At 69.0% G+C, this 15,621-nt stretch carries 11 protein-coding genes; 4 read left to right on the top strand and 7 right to left on the bottom strand.

Annotated features, from left to right (window positions below; all coding sequences use genetic code 11):
* Window positions 1-200: 200 nt before the first annotated feature.
* From ABD093_RS01115 to ABD093_RS01105, 3 genes are all read right to left on the bottom strand, one after another.
* Complete coding sequence (locus tag ABD093_RS01115) at window positions 201-1,007, bottom strand: polysaccharide pyruvyl transferase family protein (RefSeq protein WP_343921988.1); 807 nt, start codon at window positions 1,005-1,007, stop codon at window positions 201-203.
* Complete coding sequence (locus ABD093_RS01110) at window positions 1,007-3,034, bottom strand: glycosyltransferase family 2 protein (RefSeq protein WP_343921987.1); 2,028 nt, start codon at window positions 3,032-3,034, stop codon at window positions 1,007-1,009. The genes ABD093_RS01115 and ABD093_RS01110 overlap by 1 nt, the downstream gene beginning before the upstream one ends.
* 315 nt (window positions 3,035-3,349) lie before the next feature.
* Entirely contained in the window at window positions 3,350-5,320 is a 1,971-nt protein-coding gene (locus ABD093_RS01105) for a glycosyltransferase family 2 protein (protein ID WP_343921986.1), read from the bottom strand.
* 391 nt (window positions 5,321-5,711) lie between these two features.
* Here ABD093_RS01105 and ABD093_RS01100 point away from each other — a divergent pair, with 391 nt between their 5' ends.
* A complete protein-coding gene (locus ABD093_RS01100; RefSeq protein WP_343921985.1) occupies window positions 5,712-7,583 on the top strand; it encodes a CDP-glycerol glycerophosphotransferase family protein in 1,872 nt (623 codons plus the stop codon).
* 197 nt (window positions 7,584-7,780) lie between these two features.
* Here the strand turns inward: ABD093_RS01100 and ABD093_RS01095 are convergent, their stop codons facing one another.
* Window positions 7,781-8,497 carry a DUF4194 domain-containing protein gene (locus ABD093_RS01095; protein WP_343921984.1) on the bottom strand — a complete coding sequence of 239 codons (717 nt, stop codon included), beginning with the start codon at window positions 8,495-8,497 and terminating at the stop codon, window positions 7,781-7,783.
* 161 nt (window positions 8,498-8,658) lie between these two features.
* Between ABD093_RS01095 and ABD093_RS01090 the strand changes: the two genes are divergently transcribed.
* Window positions 8,659-11,424 carry a hypothetical protein gene (locus ABD093_RS01090; protein WP_343921983.1) on the top strand — a complete coding sequence of 922 codons (2,766 nt, stop codon included), beginning with the start codon at window positions 8,659-8,661 and terminating at the stop codon, window positions 11,422-11,424.
* Window positions 11,425-11,535: 111 nt separating this feature from the next.
* On the opposite strand, the gene ABD093_RS01085 is transcribed toward ABD093_RS01090, so the two are convergent.
* Window positions 11,536-11,766: a sulfurtransferase TusA family protein gene (locus ABD093_RS01085; protein ID WP_343921982.1), complete on the bottom strand. Its 231-nt coding sequence runs from the start codon at window positions 11,764-11,766 to the stop codon at window positions 11,536-11,538.
* A 143-nt stretch (window positions 11,767-11,909) separates the two neighbouring features.
* Window positions 11,910-12,989, bottom strand: coding sequence for a YeeE/YedE family protein (locus ABD093_RS01080; RefSeq protein WP_343921981.1), 1,080 nt, complete (start codon window positions 12,987-12,989; stop codon window positions 11,910-11,912).
* 104 nt (window positions 12,990-13,093) lie between these two features.
* Here ABD093_RS01080 and ABD093_RS01075 point away from each other — a divergent pair, with 104 nt between their 5' ends.
* A complete protein-coding gene (locus ABD093_RS01075) occupies window positions 13,094-13,465 on the top strand; it encodes an MGMT family protein (protein WP_343921980.1) in 372 nt (123 codons plus the stop codon).
* A gap of 43 nt (window positions 13,466-13,508) precedes the next feature.
* Here the strand turns inward: ABD093_RS01075 and ABD093_RS01070 are convergent, their stop codons facing one another.
* On the bottom strand, window positions 13,509-14,390 hold the full coding sequence (locus tag ABD093_RS01070; protein WP_343921979.1) for a helix-turn-helix transcriptional regulator: 882 nt from the start codon (window positions 14,388-14,390) through the stop codon (window positions 13,509-13,511).
* 101 nt (window positions 14,391-14,491) lie between these two features.
* Between ABD093_RS01070 and ABD093_RS01065 the strand changes: the two genes are divergently transcribed.
* Window positions 14,492-15,583, top strand: a complete 1,092-nt coding sequence (locus tag ABD093_RS01065; RefSeq protein WP_343921978.1) for an MFS transporter — start codon at window positions 14,492-14,494, stop codon at window positions 15,581-15,583.
* Window positions 15,584-15,621 lie beyond the last annotated feature (38 nt).

Here is a 15,621-nt window from a genome sequence, read left to right as displayed (position 1 = left end):
GACGCCGTGTTCACCAGAACGCCCTGCCGTGCTCATCCCCACGTCATCGTGAGACCTGTGACAGGTCCTCGAGCTGGCATTCCCGGACCGTCGGACTCCGCGTACGACGACTGCAACGGCCATCGCGGGCATGACCGCCAGGACGGACATGGTCGATCCTGCGACAGAGGGGCCTGGCGCACGTCACGGATCGATCACTCTCAGAGCTCGCCCAGAGAGCGGACGAGGCCTTCCTGCAGATCCGACAACCCCCTGGGGGCCACGTAATTACCCCCGATGCTGTCCACGACAGCTTGGAGCGACCCGAGCCCATCCGCTGACGGGACGTATTCGCGGTAGCGGTCCGCGCCGGAGAAGGCCGAGTAGTAGTCACCGAACTTGTAGAGCCCGCCCTTGACCTTCCCGCCGAGGCGCACATGCGCGTTGGGGACGCCCAGCGCGTCCGAGAAGATCAGTCCGTGCAGACTCGACGAGATCACGGCATCACACGAGGCGATCTCCCGTGCCACTTCCTCTGGCGTCCAGCCCACGTCGATCACCCGCACGGACGATCCGATCCCTCGGGCACTCGTCACGAACTCCGACTCCGCATCCTTGTAATGCGGGATGACGCCCAGCGCGTATCGCTTCTTCACCGCGCCGTGGAGGAACAACGGTGCCAGGAGTCCCGGGTCTCCGAGACTCACACCCGACCCGACGCTGCTCTCGATGTTCGAAAGAGTTCGTTCACCTCGCACCGCACTCGCACGGACCGTCGGCAAGTCTCCGCGGAGATGCGGATCGTCGATGAACCCGCTCCCCCACGCCAGGGGGTCGTTGTCCCCTCTGCGCTTGATGAGCATCTGCATCACGGATCCGGCTCCGATCAGATCGCAGCGGTCCGGCGCGGCCCACTTGACGGTCCGGCCCGTGATCCGTTCGACCAGCGGCGCGGTGATCTCATCACCGAAGTTCAATCGTTGCGGCGGCTTCCAACGCCACCAGAAAACCTTCACCGTCGCCGCCATCAGCGACCACTCCGCAGCTTCTTGGCGACCCGCGTCGCGAGGCCCCCGACCACGGGAACCGACTTCACCAGGGATCGAGCCCCGCGGCGCGATGTCTTCGCGGTCTCCTGGAAGCGGGAGACAGCCGGTGACAGTGCCTGCTTGAGATCCGATCGAGCCGTGGATCGCACGGGAACGTCCGTGACGGTCAGGGTTCCTCCGATGTCGGTGAGGCCGAATCCCGCCGCCCTCGCCGGCCAGAAGTCGGCACCCTGGAGCGCCAATCGCGTCGGCTCGCCGCCCAGGACTGCCGAGACGGTCAGCGAGGCTCCCTGCATCTGTGCGGTCAGGGGAAGGCGCAGCCCGATCGTCCGGACTCCCAGGCGAACGGTCGGAAGGAGCATGCGGCCCCCGTACGAGGGGGTGTTGTCCAGATGCGCGAAGAACTCATCCTTCGGCTTCGGTGCTCTGGTCAGATGGACGATGGCCACAGGACGAGCGTTCTCATCGATCGTGAGCCCCACGACGTCGGCCCTGGCGACATCCTTGTGCAGGACCGAGCCGACATCGATCGACAGATTCCCCGCACCCTGGGTGAAGTACGCAAGGACGCTGTTCCTGGGCGAGGGCTCCTCGGACGCGTTCGAGACACCCTCCGGCGGGATCTTCGCATTCCGAGCGGATCCGAAACGAATCTCCTTCTCGTAGGACCCGATGCCCACCAGGACGAACACGTCCCACACCCCGCGCCCGAGCTGATCGAACTCTCCCGAGGTGAAAAAGTTCTCCGTTCGCGGCGCGAACTCCTCGTCGACGACGTGGGCATCTCGGACTTCGCCGGACGTTCTGTGACGCGCTCGCACGGCGAGCCGATCGGGCACGTCCACGAAGCCGGGGATTCCGACCGACACGGAGACCGACGTCCTGCCTCCCGCGACCGAGACCGCCTCCAGCCTGCACGTCATCTTCGGTGCAGGCTCTCGACGATCCTCCACCGGAACAGCTTCGCGAAGGTCCCCCGGCAGCACTGCCCGGAAATCGCCGTCTCGCCACTCGATCTTGCGAGCGTCCGGGGTGGAGAGGAACTTGATGTACTCGCTCAGCGCGGTCAGATCCGCAGACAGCACCAGATCGGTCCGTACTCGAGTCTCCGGACGCACCAGGGCTCGAACACCTTCGGTGTACAGATACCCGATGCTGTCCCGGATGTAGGCGGCCAGTTCCCCCTGCCGTTCACGGCTCATGGTGTTCCAACGCCGATCCATCGCCCGCGGCAAGGACCAGTCGAAGGGGCGACGGATCAATGCGTCGCGCACCTCGCCCGGATCCGTATATTTCTCGATGACTCGAGAAAGTCTGATCGCCACCTCGGCATGCGCAAACGAATCCTGCTTCGTGAAAGTGATGTTCCCGCGATCCGGACGGTGCTGGGTCAGGTAGTAGTCCATATCGGCCAGAACCGAGATCTTGGAGGCATTCAGATATACGGCGGCCATGAACGGCTGATCCTCGCCCACCTTCTGGTCGGTCGGGAAACGAAGTTCCAACCTGTCGATCAGGTCTTTGCTCACCAGCTTCGTCGGCCCCAGAGTGTTGAACACCTTGTCCCGGACGACATCCGCGTCGAGGACGGTCGACCGGAACATGCTCGTGGGGACTCGTCGGCCGTCGATGCTCGCAATCTTCCCGAGCACCACTTCAGACCCTTCGGCAATCGCAGTATCCACCATTCGTTCCAGCGCCCGCTCGGTGAGCTTGTCATCGGCGTCCAGGAAGAACACATAGTTCCCCCGCGCAGCACGGATGCCAGGATTGCGCGCCCCGCCGGGAGTCCCAGAATTCTCCTGGAAGAGCACATGGATCCTGGCGTCTTCCCGCGCGAGCTCACGGACGATATCACCGCTGCCATCTGTCGAGCCGTCGTCGATGATCACAATCTCTACACGTTCAGGAGAGATGGACTGCGACTGAACCGATGCGACCGCCTGCCCGACGTAATCGACGGCGTTATAGACGGGAATGATGACCGAGACATCAGGGGAATCCATAGGTGCTCACCTAACACGTCAAACCGGCAGCGACTGTCAGTCGAGCCACGATGGAAGCGAGCAACGCGGTTCGCGTTGCACGCCATGCTGGGTGCTCACCCAACCTGCCGGATCGTACCAAGGTGACGGCCTGACTACTGCTCTGTCACGGGGAGGACCGGGTCCTCCCCACGCTGAGACGTGCTTTCGGTCATCGCGGACCACCGTCCGATCGACATCGCGGGCGACCCCAGAACTCCTCAAGTGCACCTCCGATGCGACTTTGCCGGCACCTCGACTCGACGCCAACTGCTAGCGGTGGTCTCGAGCGTTCGGCTACGCCTGGTGACGACGCGCCACCGCCTTCCTGATCTTCTGGAATGCTCTACGGCCTACAACGAGGATCCCGTACATCGAGTGGCGTAAGACATCGACGCTCGTCTCATCGTCTCTCCAGCGCTCGGAGGAATCGGCCGGCCGCGGCCCACGCGCCGTCATAACGCGATCGCTCCACCCAAGAGTCCTCTCCTCCCCATCGGCCCGGACGACGAGCCCTGCAGAATTGTCCTCGAGAGGGAGGTCGGAGGGGATCTCGAGCAAGAAGAGCTGACTGTCCACCGCGCTCGATGCGATGCGGCGCCGATCCTTCCCCAACTCGGACACGCGGGAGACGAAGAATTCCGGCGAGTCGTCACTGGCCACCGAGACAACGGCCAGGCGGGGCCCGTCGGCACTGGCCACGACACCTCGCACCTCCACCTCGGGAAGGGCATTGCCGGTCTGCGTGTAGCCGACGTCGAGGGAAAGATACCCGCGACCCCGTGTGTAATAGGCCTTCCCCAACGCCTCCCCACCCTCTCCGTTCGCGAAGACGTGAACGGGCTCGGCGATGAACCCCTTCCGGCGCTTGGAACCGAGCCTCGTGACGACCTCGGCACTTCCGAACTTCTGGACGAGATGGGCGTCCCAGACTCCGTGGGCGAGCGGTCCCAGATCCACCTCCGCGCCCAAGTCACGGCCGGTCCCGGATGAGGTGTCGACCCGTCGAGCATCCGTTGCTTCGACCTCGATCGACTCCTCGCTCCACCTGTTCACAAGGCGCAGGCGAACGTCGTCCGGTGGCTCCGTGGCGCCCAGGGCGATTGCCCGCGCCTCGACTCTCAAAGTGGAACCATCTGCGGACACCCTCCTCAGAGTGACGTCCGCCTTGGCATCGACTGCATGCATCCGATGCTCGCCGAGCCTCTTCCTCAGGCCTGCGGGCAGGTCAAGGACGAACGACTCCCCTGTATGGACGAGCTGACGGTGACCGACCCCGGCCTCCCAGCCCATGACCTCACGCAGGGCCTCCACGTCACCATCGAGCGCGAGCTCCACCTTGGTGCGGGTCAGCGCGTCGAGATGTGCGGCCGTCGCCTCGTTGTACAGCGGGGTGATCGTCTCGCGGAGCTGGTCCACGACGCGTTGCTGGGTCGCCTCGTCCAGCGCCAGGAACCCGGTCCTCATGCTCTTGGTCAGCGTGTTCCGGAAGGGGCGCCGCAGCAGACCGTCCCGGAACGCTCCCGGCTCCGTCCCCGCGACGATGACGGGGATGAGCAGCACCAGAAGGTCCATGTAGTCCTGCGGAGTCCTCCGCGTGGAGGTGATGTTGGTGCCGTCCTCCCGAGTACGGATCAGCACGTAGTCACGATCCGCGCAGATGCTGACCTTCCCCGCAGCGAGGAAGAGAGTCGCGACGAACGGCTGATCCGATCCGATGCGCAGGCTCGTCGGGTGCAGCGCCCCTGTCCTGTGCAGCAGCTCGGTCCGGAAGAGCTTGACGGCGCTGAGCGTATTGAACACACGGTTCTCCACCAGGTCCGCGTCATACACCGTCTTGGCGAAGACCGCACCCGGAGTGCGGCGCCCGCCGATGCCCCCGAGCCGTCCCAGGACGATGTCGGATCCTTCGCGCTCCGCGATCCCGGCCAGGTCGCGCATGGCGTTCGGGGTCAGCACGTCATCGGAACCCAGGATGAAGAAGTACTTCCCGCGTGCCGCATAGGCTCCGACGTTGCACGGGGACGCCGGACCACCCGATGGCGCCTGATGGATGACTCGGAAGTTCGGGTATCGCTGGGCATAGTCATCCACCATCTTCTCGGAGCCGTCGTCGGATCCGTCATCGACGACGACGATTTCCAGCTCCGTCTCCGAGAGACCCTGCACGAGCATCGAGTCGAGCGTCTCGGCCAGATAGGACACGGAATTGAAGACGGGGATGACCACCGACACGAGCGGGGTCGGGGCATCAGTGGGAGTCGTCATGGAGTTCTCCAATCAGCTCGCAGGGGTGGGACTGGGACCTGGATCTGAGCGCGATCACCTCAGATCCTGTGGGCGTCGTGGCCCGGCCTGTGACAGCAGGCGTCCACTATAGGAGTGACCTCCGTGGACAGGAAGGCTCGGTCGGCCGGCGCAGACGCACTCTCCGACACACGAGGCCCTACCTGGGTTGTCGGGCAGAACCCACGGATGGGATGCCTTCGTAGCCGGGAGGTGAAGCACAGGTGGCCGGTCGCCAAAGTACAGTGATCCCTTGTCGACCTCCGGACCGCGACGTCAGCAGCAGCCTCTTCACCCGGGTGCTTCCTGCGCACGCCTCGGTCCGACGGGACGACAGCCCCCGATCAGATGTCCACCAAGGAGCCCCTCGGCGATGACCCAGAACGACAGCCCAGGCAGCGAGGCCGCGCCCGGCCGCCGGATGTCCATTCCGTGGCAGCGGATGGCCGGACTGCGCCGCCGCCTCACGCAGACGGTCTTCGCGCTGGCCCCGCTCGTGCTGCTGGCCATCGGCGTGCACCCGGCGATCGCGGCGATCCCGGCCGTGTACCCGTTCTTCATCCTGATCCGTCGCGGGTACCGCCGCCTGCGCAAGCGCGTGACGCGCACTGCCCTCTCGGGCGAGCACGGGATCCGCCTCGCGCTGGGCCTGCTCCCGCTCGGGATCGCCTGGAGCATGGGGACCGCAGGTCCGGTCGGCTGGGTGGCGCTGAGCTTGTTCGCGCTGGTACCCCTTGCAGAGCCGGTCGTCACCCGCGTCGCCCCGGGCCGGAAGCTCCGCGTCGCGAACCTCCCGGGGATCACCGACACCCGCGGACCGCGGATCCCCGTCAACGTGGTGCTGCTGCTCGATCTGACGCTGACCGCTCTCGCGAGCATCCTGCTCCTCCTCCACGTCCCCGCCGGAGCGCTGATCCTGCTGCCGCTCATCGCGCTGGGAGTGGCCGGGTACTCGGCGCTCGATTCCTTCCGTCGTATCCGGGAGTCGGTCAACTCCGACAACGATCTGTACGGGGCCGTCGAGGCGTACGACCCGAAGTTCGTCCTCTACTACGGCGTCCCCTCCGGCTCCTCGTACCAGGTGAGCATGTGGATCGACTATCTCGAGCGCATCGGCGAGAAGTTCATCGTGGTCCTCCGCCGCACCTCCGCGTTCCGCGAGATCTCCCGGCTCACCGACGCCCCCGTCGTGGTCCGCACGAACATCTGGCAGCTGGACGACGTGATCACCCCGACGATGACAGCCGCCTTCTACGTGAACAACTCCGCCCCGAACGTGCACCTGGTGCGGTATCCGCACCTGACGCACGTGCAGCTGCTGCACGGTGACAGCGACAAGGCCTCGAGCTTCAACCCCGTCACCGCGCTCTACGACCGGGTCTTCGTGGCCGGCCAGGCGGCGATCGACCGCTACGAGAACAACGGCGTGCACATCCCCGAGGAGAAGTTCACGATCGTGGGGCGCCCGCAGGTCGAGACCGTCGAGCAGCAGGGCCCCGAGAACCTCCCAGTTCGCACCGTGCTCTACGCCCCGACCTGGGAGGGGCACTATGCCGATACGAACTATGGCTCGCTGCCCGTCGGCCCCGCGCTCATCCGCGAGCTGATCGCCCGGGAGCAGACGGTCGTGTTCCGCCCCCACCCCTTCAGCTACCGCAACCCGACGGCCAGCGCGAACATCCGGGAGATCAAGCGGCTGCTGCGTGAAGACGCCGAGGCCAGCGGCCGGGAGCATCTCTTCGGTGCTCCCGCCGAGAAGCACCTGGACGCCTTCGGATGCTTCAACGCGGCCGACGCGATGATCTCCGACGTCTCCTCGGTGGTCCCGGACTTCCTGTATTCGGGGAAGCCGTACGGGCTGGTCACGATGACCTCCACCGTGGAGGAGTTCGAGACGGCCTTCCCGCTCGCCCGTTCCGCGTACGTCATCGACCGCGAGCTCACCACCCTGCAGAGCGCGCTCGACGAGCTGCTGCTCCACGACTCCAAGGCGGAGCAGCGCAAGGCGACCCGTAAGTACTACCTCGGCCCGTTCCCGCCCGAGAACTATGCCGAGGCCTTCGTCGGCGCCGCACGCCACGTCGTGCTCGAGGAGCGCAAGTCCCTCGCCGCCCAGAACGCCCCCTCCGAGCGTGAGGAGGGCGGCGGCGCCGACCCGTCCGGCACCCCGGGCGACCTGGCGGCGACCGACACCGCCTCGCAGGACGAAGGCGATGAGGACACCGACGGCGGCGAGGAGAACTGACCTGCTGACGAGTCACCGCACGGCGGTGACACGCTGATGCCCGGACCCCAGAGGGTCCGGGCATCGCTCATGCGGGGGCACGTCGACCACGGCCGTGCCGGGGATCCGTGCAGGTCCCCGGTGGGGATCGGCTTTCGCGGTGAGGGCCTGGCCGCGGATCCGGACCGCCTGGTCGGCTCGAAGGGGCGGCGGGTCGCTCAGGCCTCGTCAGCGGTGGTGGGGCCCCCGGCGTCGGAGCCCGCGTCCTCGCCGTCGTCGTCCTGATCGCCGTCCGTCGGATCCTCGAGGCCGCCCACGCCGGCCTGGCGATACAGCGCGATGAACTCCCGCGCGGTATCGGGGCCGATCATCAGGCGCAGCACCGGGGAGACCTCGTAGTCGTCACCCTGCTCGTCGAGGAGCCCGGCGCGCTGGATCTTGGCGATCGACGCGCGGACCTCCTTGGCGAAGCCCGCCTCATCGGTGGAGGTGGTGCGCCGGTAGGCGGCCAGGGCCTGCTGGACCTCCGCCTCGGAGACCACGGTGCGCTGACCGCGGGAGGACTGCGTGAGCAGCATCTGACGCAGGACCAGCAACAACACCGAGTCCAGGCGGTTCAGTCCGGTGAGCCGTCGCAGCAGCTTGGGGGCGTCGGGGTCGGACTCGCTCTGGCGCACGAAGGCGACCTGTGCGTCGTCGTCGACCACGAGCTCGAGGAAGAGGTCCGCGAGGCGCACCTCGATCGCCGCACGGTCGCGCAGCAGCTGGGCGTAGCGCGCGGGATCACGACGTCCGTCGAGGAACGGGCCCTGCATCAGGTGGACGAGCACCCGTCGGGATTCCTCGACCAGTGCGGCACCCGGCGCCGACGGCGTGTCGCCGTCCCCGGCGTCCTGGTCGACATCGGCTGCGTATCGAATCGCTGAGCTGGTCACAGCCCTACCTTACCGGCGATGACGACGGCGAATCGTTCGGCCCGATGAACGGGTTCAGGCCGAACGCTATGCATCCGGCCGCGGTTTCTGGTGGAATCAGGCTCGAGAGCAGGATTCCCTTCGCTCGATCGTGCGAAGGAGCCGACCGCAAGGAGCTGACGATGAACAACCTCCCCGTCTCATTGCCCGTACTCATCGGAATCATCGTGCTGGTGCTCCTCCTCCTGGTCATTCTGATCGTGGTGGGCGTCGTGATGTCCAAGCGACGCCGGGCCCGCCAGGAGGAAGAGAACCGCCGCCGTGCCGCCGAGCTCCGGGAGCAGACAGCCCGTGACGAGCAGAAGGTCAAGGAGCGTGAGCTCGCCGCCAAGGAGACCGAGGTCGAGGCCGAGCGCGCCGATCTCGACGCTCAGAAGAAGGCGAAGGAGGCGGAGCAGGAGCAGATCGCCGCCGAGCGTCGCCGCGCCGACGCCGACAAGCAGCGCTCCGCCGTCGACGAGGACCGCAGCTCGCTCGAGCAGCGCCGCGCCGAGGCCGACCGCCTGGACCCGGATACGCCGACGGACGGCGCGGGCGCAGGCGCTGCCGGCACCGCAGCCGGTGCGGGCGCAGGATCCGCTGCCGTAAAGGACAAGAAGGACAAGAAGGACAAGCACGACAAGCACGGTTCGCGCGACGACGTCGCCGATGCACGTCGTGAGGACGGCACGCACGCTGGTGCTCCGGCCACCGACGACCGAACAGCTCGCGAGGGCGCGGCAGATGCTCCCCGCGAGGGCACCGCCGACGCTGCTCGCGAGGAGCACGGCCACACCGGAGCCGCAGCAGCGGGTGCCGGCGTCGCCGGTGCAGGCCTCGGAGCCGCCGCCGTCGCCTCCCATGACGGCGACCGCGACAAGGACCGTGACCGTGACCGTGACCGTGACCGTGACCGCAGGCATGATGACGCCGCCGGTCACGAGAACGCCCCGGTCCGGTCATCGCCGACCGCTCGCCCGGTCGGCGATGACCGGACCGCACGTGACGGCGCCCCCGTTGCCGGCGATCCGGCACACCGGGACGACCATACCGCTCGCCCGGTCGGCGATGACCGTTCAGCACGCGCAGCCGGCGACGACCGGGCCGCCCGTGATGGCGCCCCGATCGCCGATGACCGACGCACTGCCCGTGAGGGTGCGCCCGTCGCCGGCGACCAGGCACTCGGAGACGACCAGGGCGCCCGCAACGGCGCTCCGATCGAGCACGATCGTGCAGCTCGCGAGGGCACCGCTGGTGCTCCCCGCGAGGAGCACGGCCACGCCGGAACCGGAGCCGCAGCAGCAGGTGCCGGTGTCGCCGGCGCAGGCGTCGGCGGAGCCGCCATGGCCGCCCACGACGGCGACCAGGACCGTGACCGTGACCGTGACCGTGACCAGGAGGACCGCGGCCGTCGGCGAGATGACACCGCTGGTGCTCAGAAGGCACCCGAGCGGGACGAGAACGCACCTGTGCGTGACGACCAGGCACGCCGCCCGGCCGTCGATGACCGGGCCCCCCGCGACGGTGCACCCGTCGCCGGTGACCAGGCACTCCGAGACGACCAGGGCGCCCGCGACGGCGCTCCGGTCGCGGACGATCGTGCAGCTCGCGAGGGCGCCGCTGGTGCTCCCCGCGAGGAGCACGGCCACACCGGAGCCGCTGCTGCAGGTGCCGGTGTCGCCGGCGCAGGCGTCGGCGGAGCCGCCATGGCCGCGCACGACGGCGACGATGACCGTGACCGTCGACGCGGCGACCACGCCGGGGTCGAGGACCGCGCAGAGCGCGGCGACGACTCGCTCCGGGGCGACCGTCCGGCCCGCGACGCGGAGGTCACCGACCGACGTCAGGACACCGCTGGCGTCTCCGGTGGCCACCGTGCTCCGGGCGCCGCCGACGGTGCCCGCCGTGATCCGTCCGAGCCCTCGGGCGATCCCCTCGACGACAGCACGATCGAGGAACGAGTCGCCCGTGGCCAGAACCGCTCCGAGGCGGATCTCGACTCCCGGAGCGATTCCCGCGAATCCCGTGAGCCCGGTCAGCCGATCTCGGAGCGCGAGGCGGGCCGTCCGGCCCAGGAGTCCTCGCACTCCGGTGCCGGCACCGGGGCCGCAGCAGGAGCCGCCGGCGGAGCTGTCGCCGGTGGCGCCGCAGCAGGCGGCGCTGCGGGCGACGACGACGCGCGGGCCGCGGAATTCGGCGAGCAGCCGGACCGTCGGGCGGCGGATACCCAGGGGTACGACGCAGAGCGCACCCGCGGTCCCGTCGGCCAGGAGCCGGTCGCACAGCAGCCTGCGGGCCGTGACCAGTTCGGTCAGGATCCCGCCGGGCGCGAGTCCACCGGTCACGACACCGCCCCTCAGGGCGCGGTCGCGCCGCAGGGTGAATCCGACGTCCCGCACGGCCGCCGGGCAGCAGGCTCGGAGGCCACGGCTGATCAGGTCGACAGCGGCCACGGACGGCCGCTGGGCGGGAGCCCCCAGGGTGCTCCCTCCGAGCAGGGCGCACACCAGGCATCGCAGCAGCCCTCCTACCAGTCCCCGTACGGGGAGGGTCAGTACGGTGCGGAGCCGCTGGAGTTCCAGCAGGGCGGCTACGACCAGGAGGCGCAGTTCGGGCAGTCCCGTGAGGCCCATCCCTCGCGTGGCCAGCTGGGCCAGGATCAGCAGTTCGGGCAGCAGGATCAGCAGTTCGGCGAGAACCGCGACCCGCAGCGCGACCAGCGGTACGCCGAGCAGTACGGCCAGCAGGACCAGGCGTACCGCCAGCGGCCGGAGGCCCCGCAGGGTCAGCAGGTTCCGGGCGAGCAGCAGGCTGCTCCCGAGCAGCCCCTGACCGACGAGAACGGTGAGCTCCCGCCGAAGGCTCCGGAGTTCCGCGCTCCGGAGGACGGCACCGAGCCGCGCCGCTGATCTCAGCCGGCACCACGGACGGCGGCCCGGGAATCTGATCAGGTTCCCGGGCCGCCGTCCGTGTCGGATGCTGCTGGAGTCAGGCGCTGTTTCGGTCAGGCGCCGCTCCGGTCAGGCGCCCTTGCGCACCGTGATCGTCCAGCCGGCATCGCCGACGCGGTCGAAGGCGACGACCTCATGGCCCGCCTCCGTGGCCCACTGCGGGAGCGAGTCGGTGGCCTGGGTGCAGTCGAAGCCGATGATCAGGTCGTCACCGGTGGTCAGCTGCTCCATCGCGGTCTTCGCATCGATCAGCGGGAAGGGGCAGACGGCCCCGTTGGTCTCGAGGGTGTAGGCGGCCATGGTTTCCTCCTGAGGAGTGGGATCTGTGTTCTGGTTCGAGGTCATGCCAGAGGCGGCGGGCCGGCAGAAGCCAGCGGGTCGGGTGTCGACGGGCCTGCGGTCAGCGACCATCGGGCCCGGGCCCGGTGTCAGCGGGCCGGCTGTCAGGCGGCCGGGGTGAGCACCGGGGCGGGGCGCGAGGCGGCGGCGGCCTTCTGCGGCCGCACCAGCACCACCCAGGCGGCGCCCCAGGTGCCGAGCATGATCGCGACGAACGAGACCCAGCCCTGGTAGCTGAACAGGCTGGTCTCCACGAGGGAGTTGCCGATGGTGCAGCCGCCGGCGAGCGCGGCGCCCACACCCATGGCGACGCCACCACCGGCGCTGCGCAGGATGGTGCCGGCGTCCGGCACCCGCCAGCGGAACTCTCCGGAGAGCTTCGCGGCGATGAACGAGCCCAGCAGGATGCCGAGCACGAGCATCACGGACCAGTCCACGAGGGTCACGTCGCCCGTGGTCAGGAAGGTGACGATCTTCGCCGACGGGGTGGTGATGCCGAGGCCGCCGTTGCGGCCGGCCGCGGTGGAGGCCACCCAGGCGATGATGGCGATCAGGCCCAGCAGCACGCCGCCCACCCAGGGGCTCCAGGGAATGTCGGCGAGGTAGTGGCCCAGGCCCGTGCGGCGGGCCGGGAGGGCGACCGAGGAGCGGCCGCCGGTGCGGGCCGAGTTGCGGCGCACCTGCCACACCACCAGCGCGGTGACGAGGCCGGAGAAGATGACCGTGGGCACCCAGACGCTGACGCCGAGGGTCTCCTGGATGGTGGCCTCGCCGACGGTCCGGGCACGGGCGGCCTCGGTGAATCCGCCGAGTGGCCCGAACTTCATGACGGCGGCGAACAGGGCGTAGAAGACCAGGGCGACCCACGAGCCGATCAGGCCCTCGCCCGCCCGGTAGTAGGTGCCGGTCGCGCAGCCCCCGGCGAGGACGATGCCCACGCCGAAGATCAGCCCACCACCGATCACGGCGAGCGGGGCGAAGGGCGCGGCTTCCGGGGCGAGCACCCCTGCGCTGGTGAGCGCGGCGACGCCCACGGCCTGGATGGCGATCGCCAGCATGAACGGGGTGAAGTAGCGGGTGGAGCGGGAGAGGTAGATGTCGCGGAAGGCGCCGGTGACGCAGAAGCGGGACCGCTGCAGCACGTAGCCGAGCACGGCGCCGATGAGGAGGCCGGTGAGGATCATTGGGCACACGTTAGCTAATGAGCGTCATAAGGTGAACCCTCATCTCGTTCTGTGACGTCGACGTCGCCCGCGCTGCCGTGCGGAGCAGTGCCAGACTGTGGCACATGGCACCGGACCTCCCTCGCACCCGCATGGACGACGTCACCGTCGAGCGGGTGCTGCGCGTGGTCGAGGCGATCCCTGCCGGCCACGTCGCGGCCTATGGCGAGGTCGGGTCGGTCGTCGGCGTCGGACCGCGCCTGGTGGGTCGGATCCTGCGCACCTGGGGGTCGGGCGTGCCGTGGTGGCGTGTCACCAACGCCTCCGGCGACCACCCGCTGCTGGCCCGCGCGCTCCCCTACTGGGAGGCCGAGGGCATCACGGTCAAGCCCAACGGACGCGGCTGCCGGATGGCGGAGTTCGGGGCGGATCTGACGCTGCTGCGGCAGGAGTCCGCAGCCTCCCTGGCGGAGCTGGATGACGACACCGCGCCCTGACCTCCGTCCGCGCCACACGTCCGGGCACGCAGACGCCACCGGGTCAGCTCGCCTGCGGTGCCTGGACCTCTTCCCACGCGGTCCAGGCCGGCGCGGCCTCGAGCAGAGCCGAGAAGCGCTCGAGCCGTTCCCGGGTCACGTCGTCGGCCGGGACCATCGAGATCAGGCGCGTCCCTCGATCGAGGTCGATCCAGAGGCTCTGGAAGTGCACGGTCAGGTGTCCGGCATGCGGGGAGTCGTACTCGCGTACCCGCGGCTGGTCGTCGGCCACCTCGTACCTGTCCCAGAGCGCACGGAAGTCCGCGGAGTGCGTCAGCAGTCGGTCGACGAGCTCGTCCCAACTCGGCTCGCCCCGATGCTCGGCCCGGCGGGCGCGGAGCCGGGCGACGATGTCGGGGAGCACGAGGGTCTCGTCCGGCAGGCTGCCGCGCCAGACAGGATCGGTGAACAGGAGCCAGGCGCAGTTGCGGTCCTGGACCGGCAGCGCATCGAGGTCGCTGAAGAGGTATCGATAGGCCCGGTTCGAGGCGACGATCTCGTAGGCATCCGTCTGCACCGCGGCCGGGAAGGGGAGCAGCTGCTCGAGCAGGGCGGTGTGCTCGGGTCGCAGAGCCATCAGCGGGGCGGCCTTGGAGGGCGCGCGATCGGCGAGCACGAAGAGGTGGTTCCGCTCCGCCTCGGTCATCCGCAGCACCCGGGCGACGGCTTCGAGGACCTGATCGGAGACCCCCGTGGCCCTGCCCTGCTCGAGCCAGGTGTACCAGGTGGTGCCGATGCCTGAGAGCTGCGCGACCTCCTCGCGTCGCAGCCCCGGCGTGCGGCGACGACCCAGCGGCGGCAGGCCCACCTGCTCGGGTGTGACCTTCTCGCGGCGCGCCCGGAGGAAGGCGCCCAGCTGCTTGCGTCGTTCGGCGGAGCTCTCCATCCCTCCAGTGTGCGACGTCGCGCCCGTTCCTGCCAGGTGGTGCTGGTACCAGTATGAGCAGGCTCCTGGTTCCAGGATCCGCACGCAGGGACCGTGCATCCATGTCCTGCGAAACCCTCACCGCTCCTCCCGCTCCAGTGCCACCGGGCCGAGCAGACCCTCCTGCTCCGACGAGCTCAGCCGCTCCCCCGCCGGCGCCGTCGCTCACCGCCTGGGGTCTGGGTGTGCTGCTGGTCGCCTATGCCCCGGTGAACTTCACCTTCGGCTCGGTGAACGTGCTGGCCGATGCGATCGGCCGGGATCTCCGGGCCGACGCCGCCGGGCAGCAGCTCGTGCTCGCCGCCTACACCACGGCCTTCGCCGCGACCCTGGTCATCGCCGGCCGGCTCGGCGATCGCTGGGGCCGACGCCGTCTGCTCCTGCTCGGCGGTCTCGGCGTCGCCGTGATCAGCATCGCCACCGCGTTCGCCCCGGGACTGACATCCGCCGTGGCGCTGCGCGTCCTGCTCGGCATCGCGGCCGGGCTGCTCACCCCGCAGGTGCTGGCGACCATCCAATCCACCTCCTCGGGCACGGCCCGCACTCGAGGCCTCATGCTGTTCGTCGCGGTCAGCGGGGCGAGCACGGTGGTGGGGCAGATCGTGGCCGGGGCTGTAGCCCACGCGCTGCCGGAGCACCTGGGGTGGCGGGCCGTGCAGATCCTCACCGGGCTCATCGCCCTGACCGCGGTCGCCGGGCTTCGCACCGTGCCGCGCACACGCTCGACCGCCCCGCTCTCCCTCGATGCGATCGGCGCCTCCGTGCTCGGCGCGAGCCTGCTGCTGATCGTGGTGCCGCTGACCCTCGGGCGCTCGCTCGGCTGGCCATCCTGGACCTTCATCTCGCTGCTGGTCGGCGTGGCACTGCTCGCAGCCTTCTGGGTGCTGCAACGTCGCGCCGAACAGCGAGGCACGGTGCCGGTGGTGCCGCCGTCGGTGCTGCGGCTGACGACGGTGCGCCGCGGGCTGCTCATGACACTGCTGTTCTTCACGACTTACGGTGCTTTCCTCTACGAGCTCTCGGCCTTCGCCCAGCTCCGGTACACGCTGGGAACGCTGGGGCCGGCTCTGCTGGTGCTCGGATTCGGCATCGCGTTCATCGCCGCGTCCCTAGCTGTTGCGGGTCATGACGTTGTAGTCACGGATCGGGGATGAAGGAACGGGTCCCTGACCGGCACGATGGGTGGTGCTGA

Source organism: Brachybacterium tyrofermentans (genome assembly GCF_039526165.1).
In the GTDB taxonomy this organism is placed as follows: Bacteria; Actinomycetota; Actinomycetes; order Actinomycetales; family Dermabacteraceae; genus Brachybacterium; species Brachybacterium tyrofermentans.
Note: the sequence above shows the minus strand (reverse complement) of the source record. Positions and strands in the feature narration are given on the sequence as shown.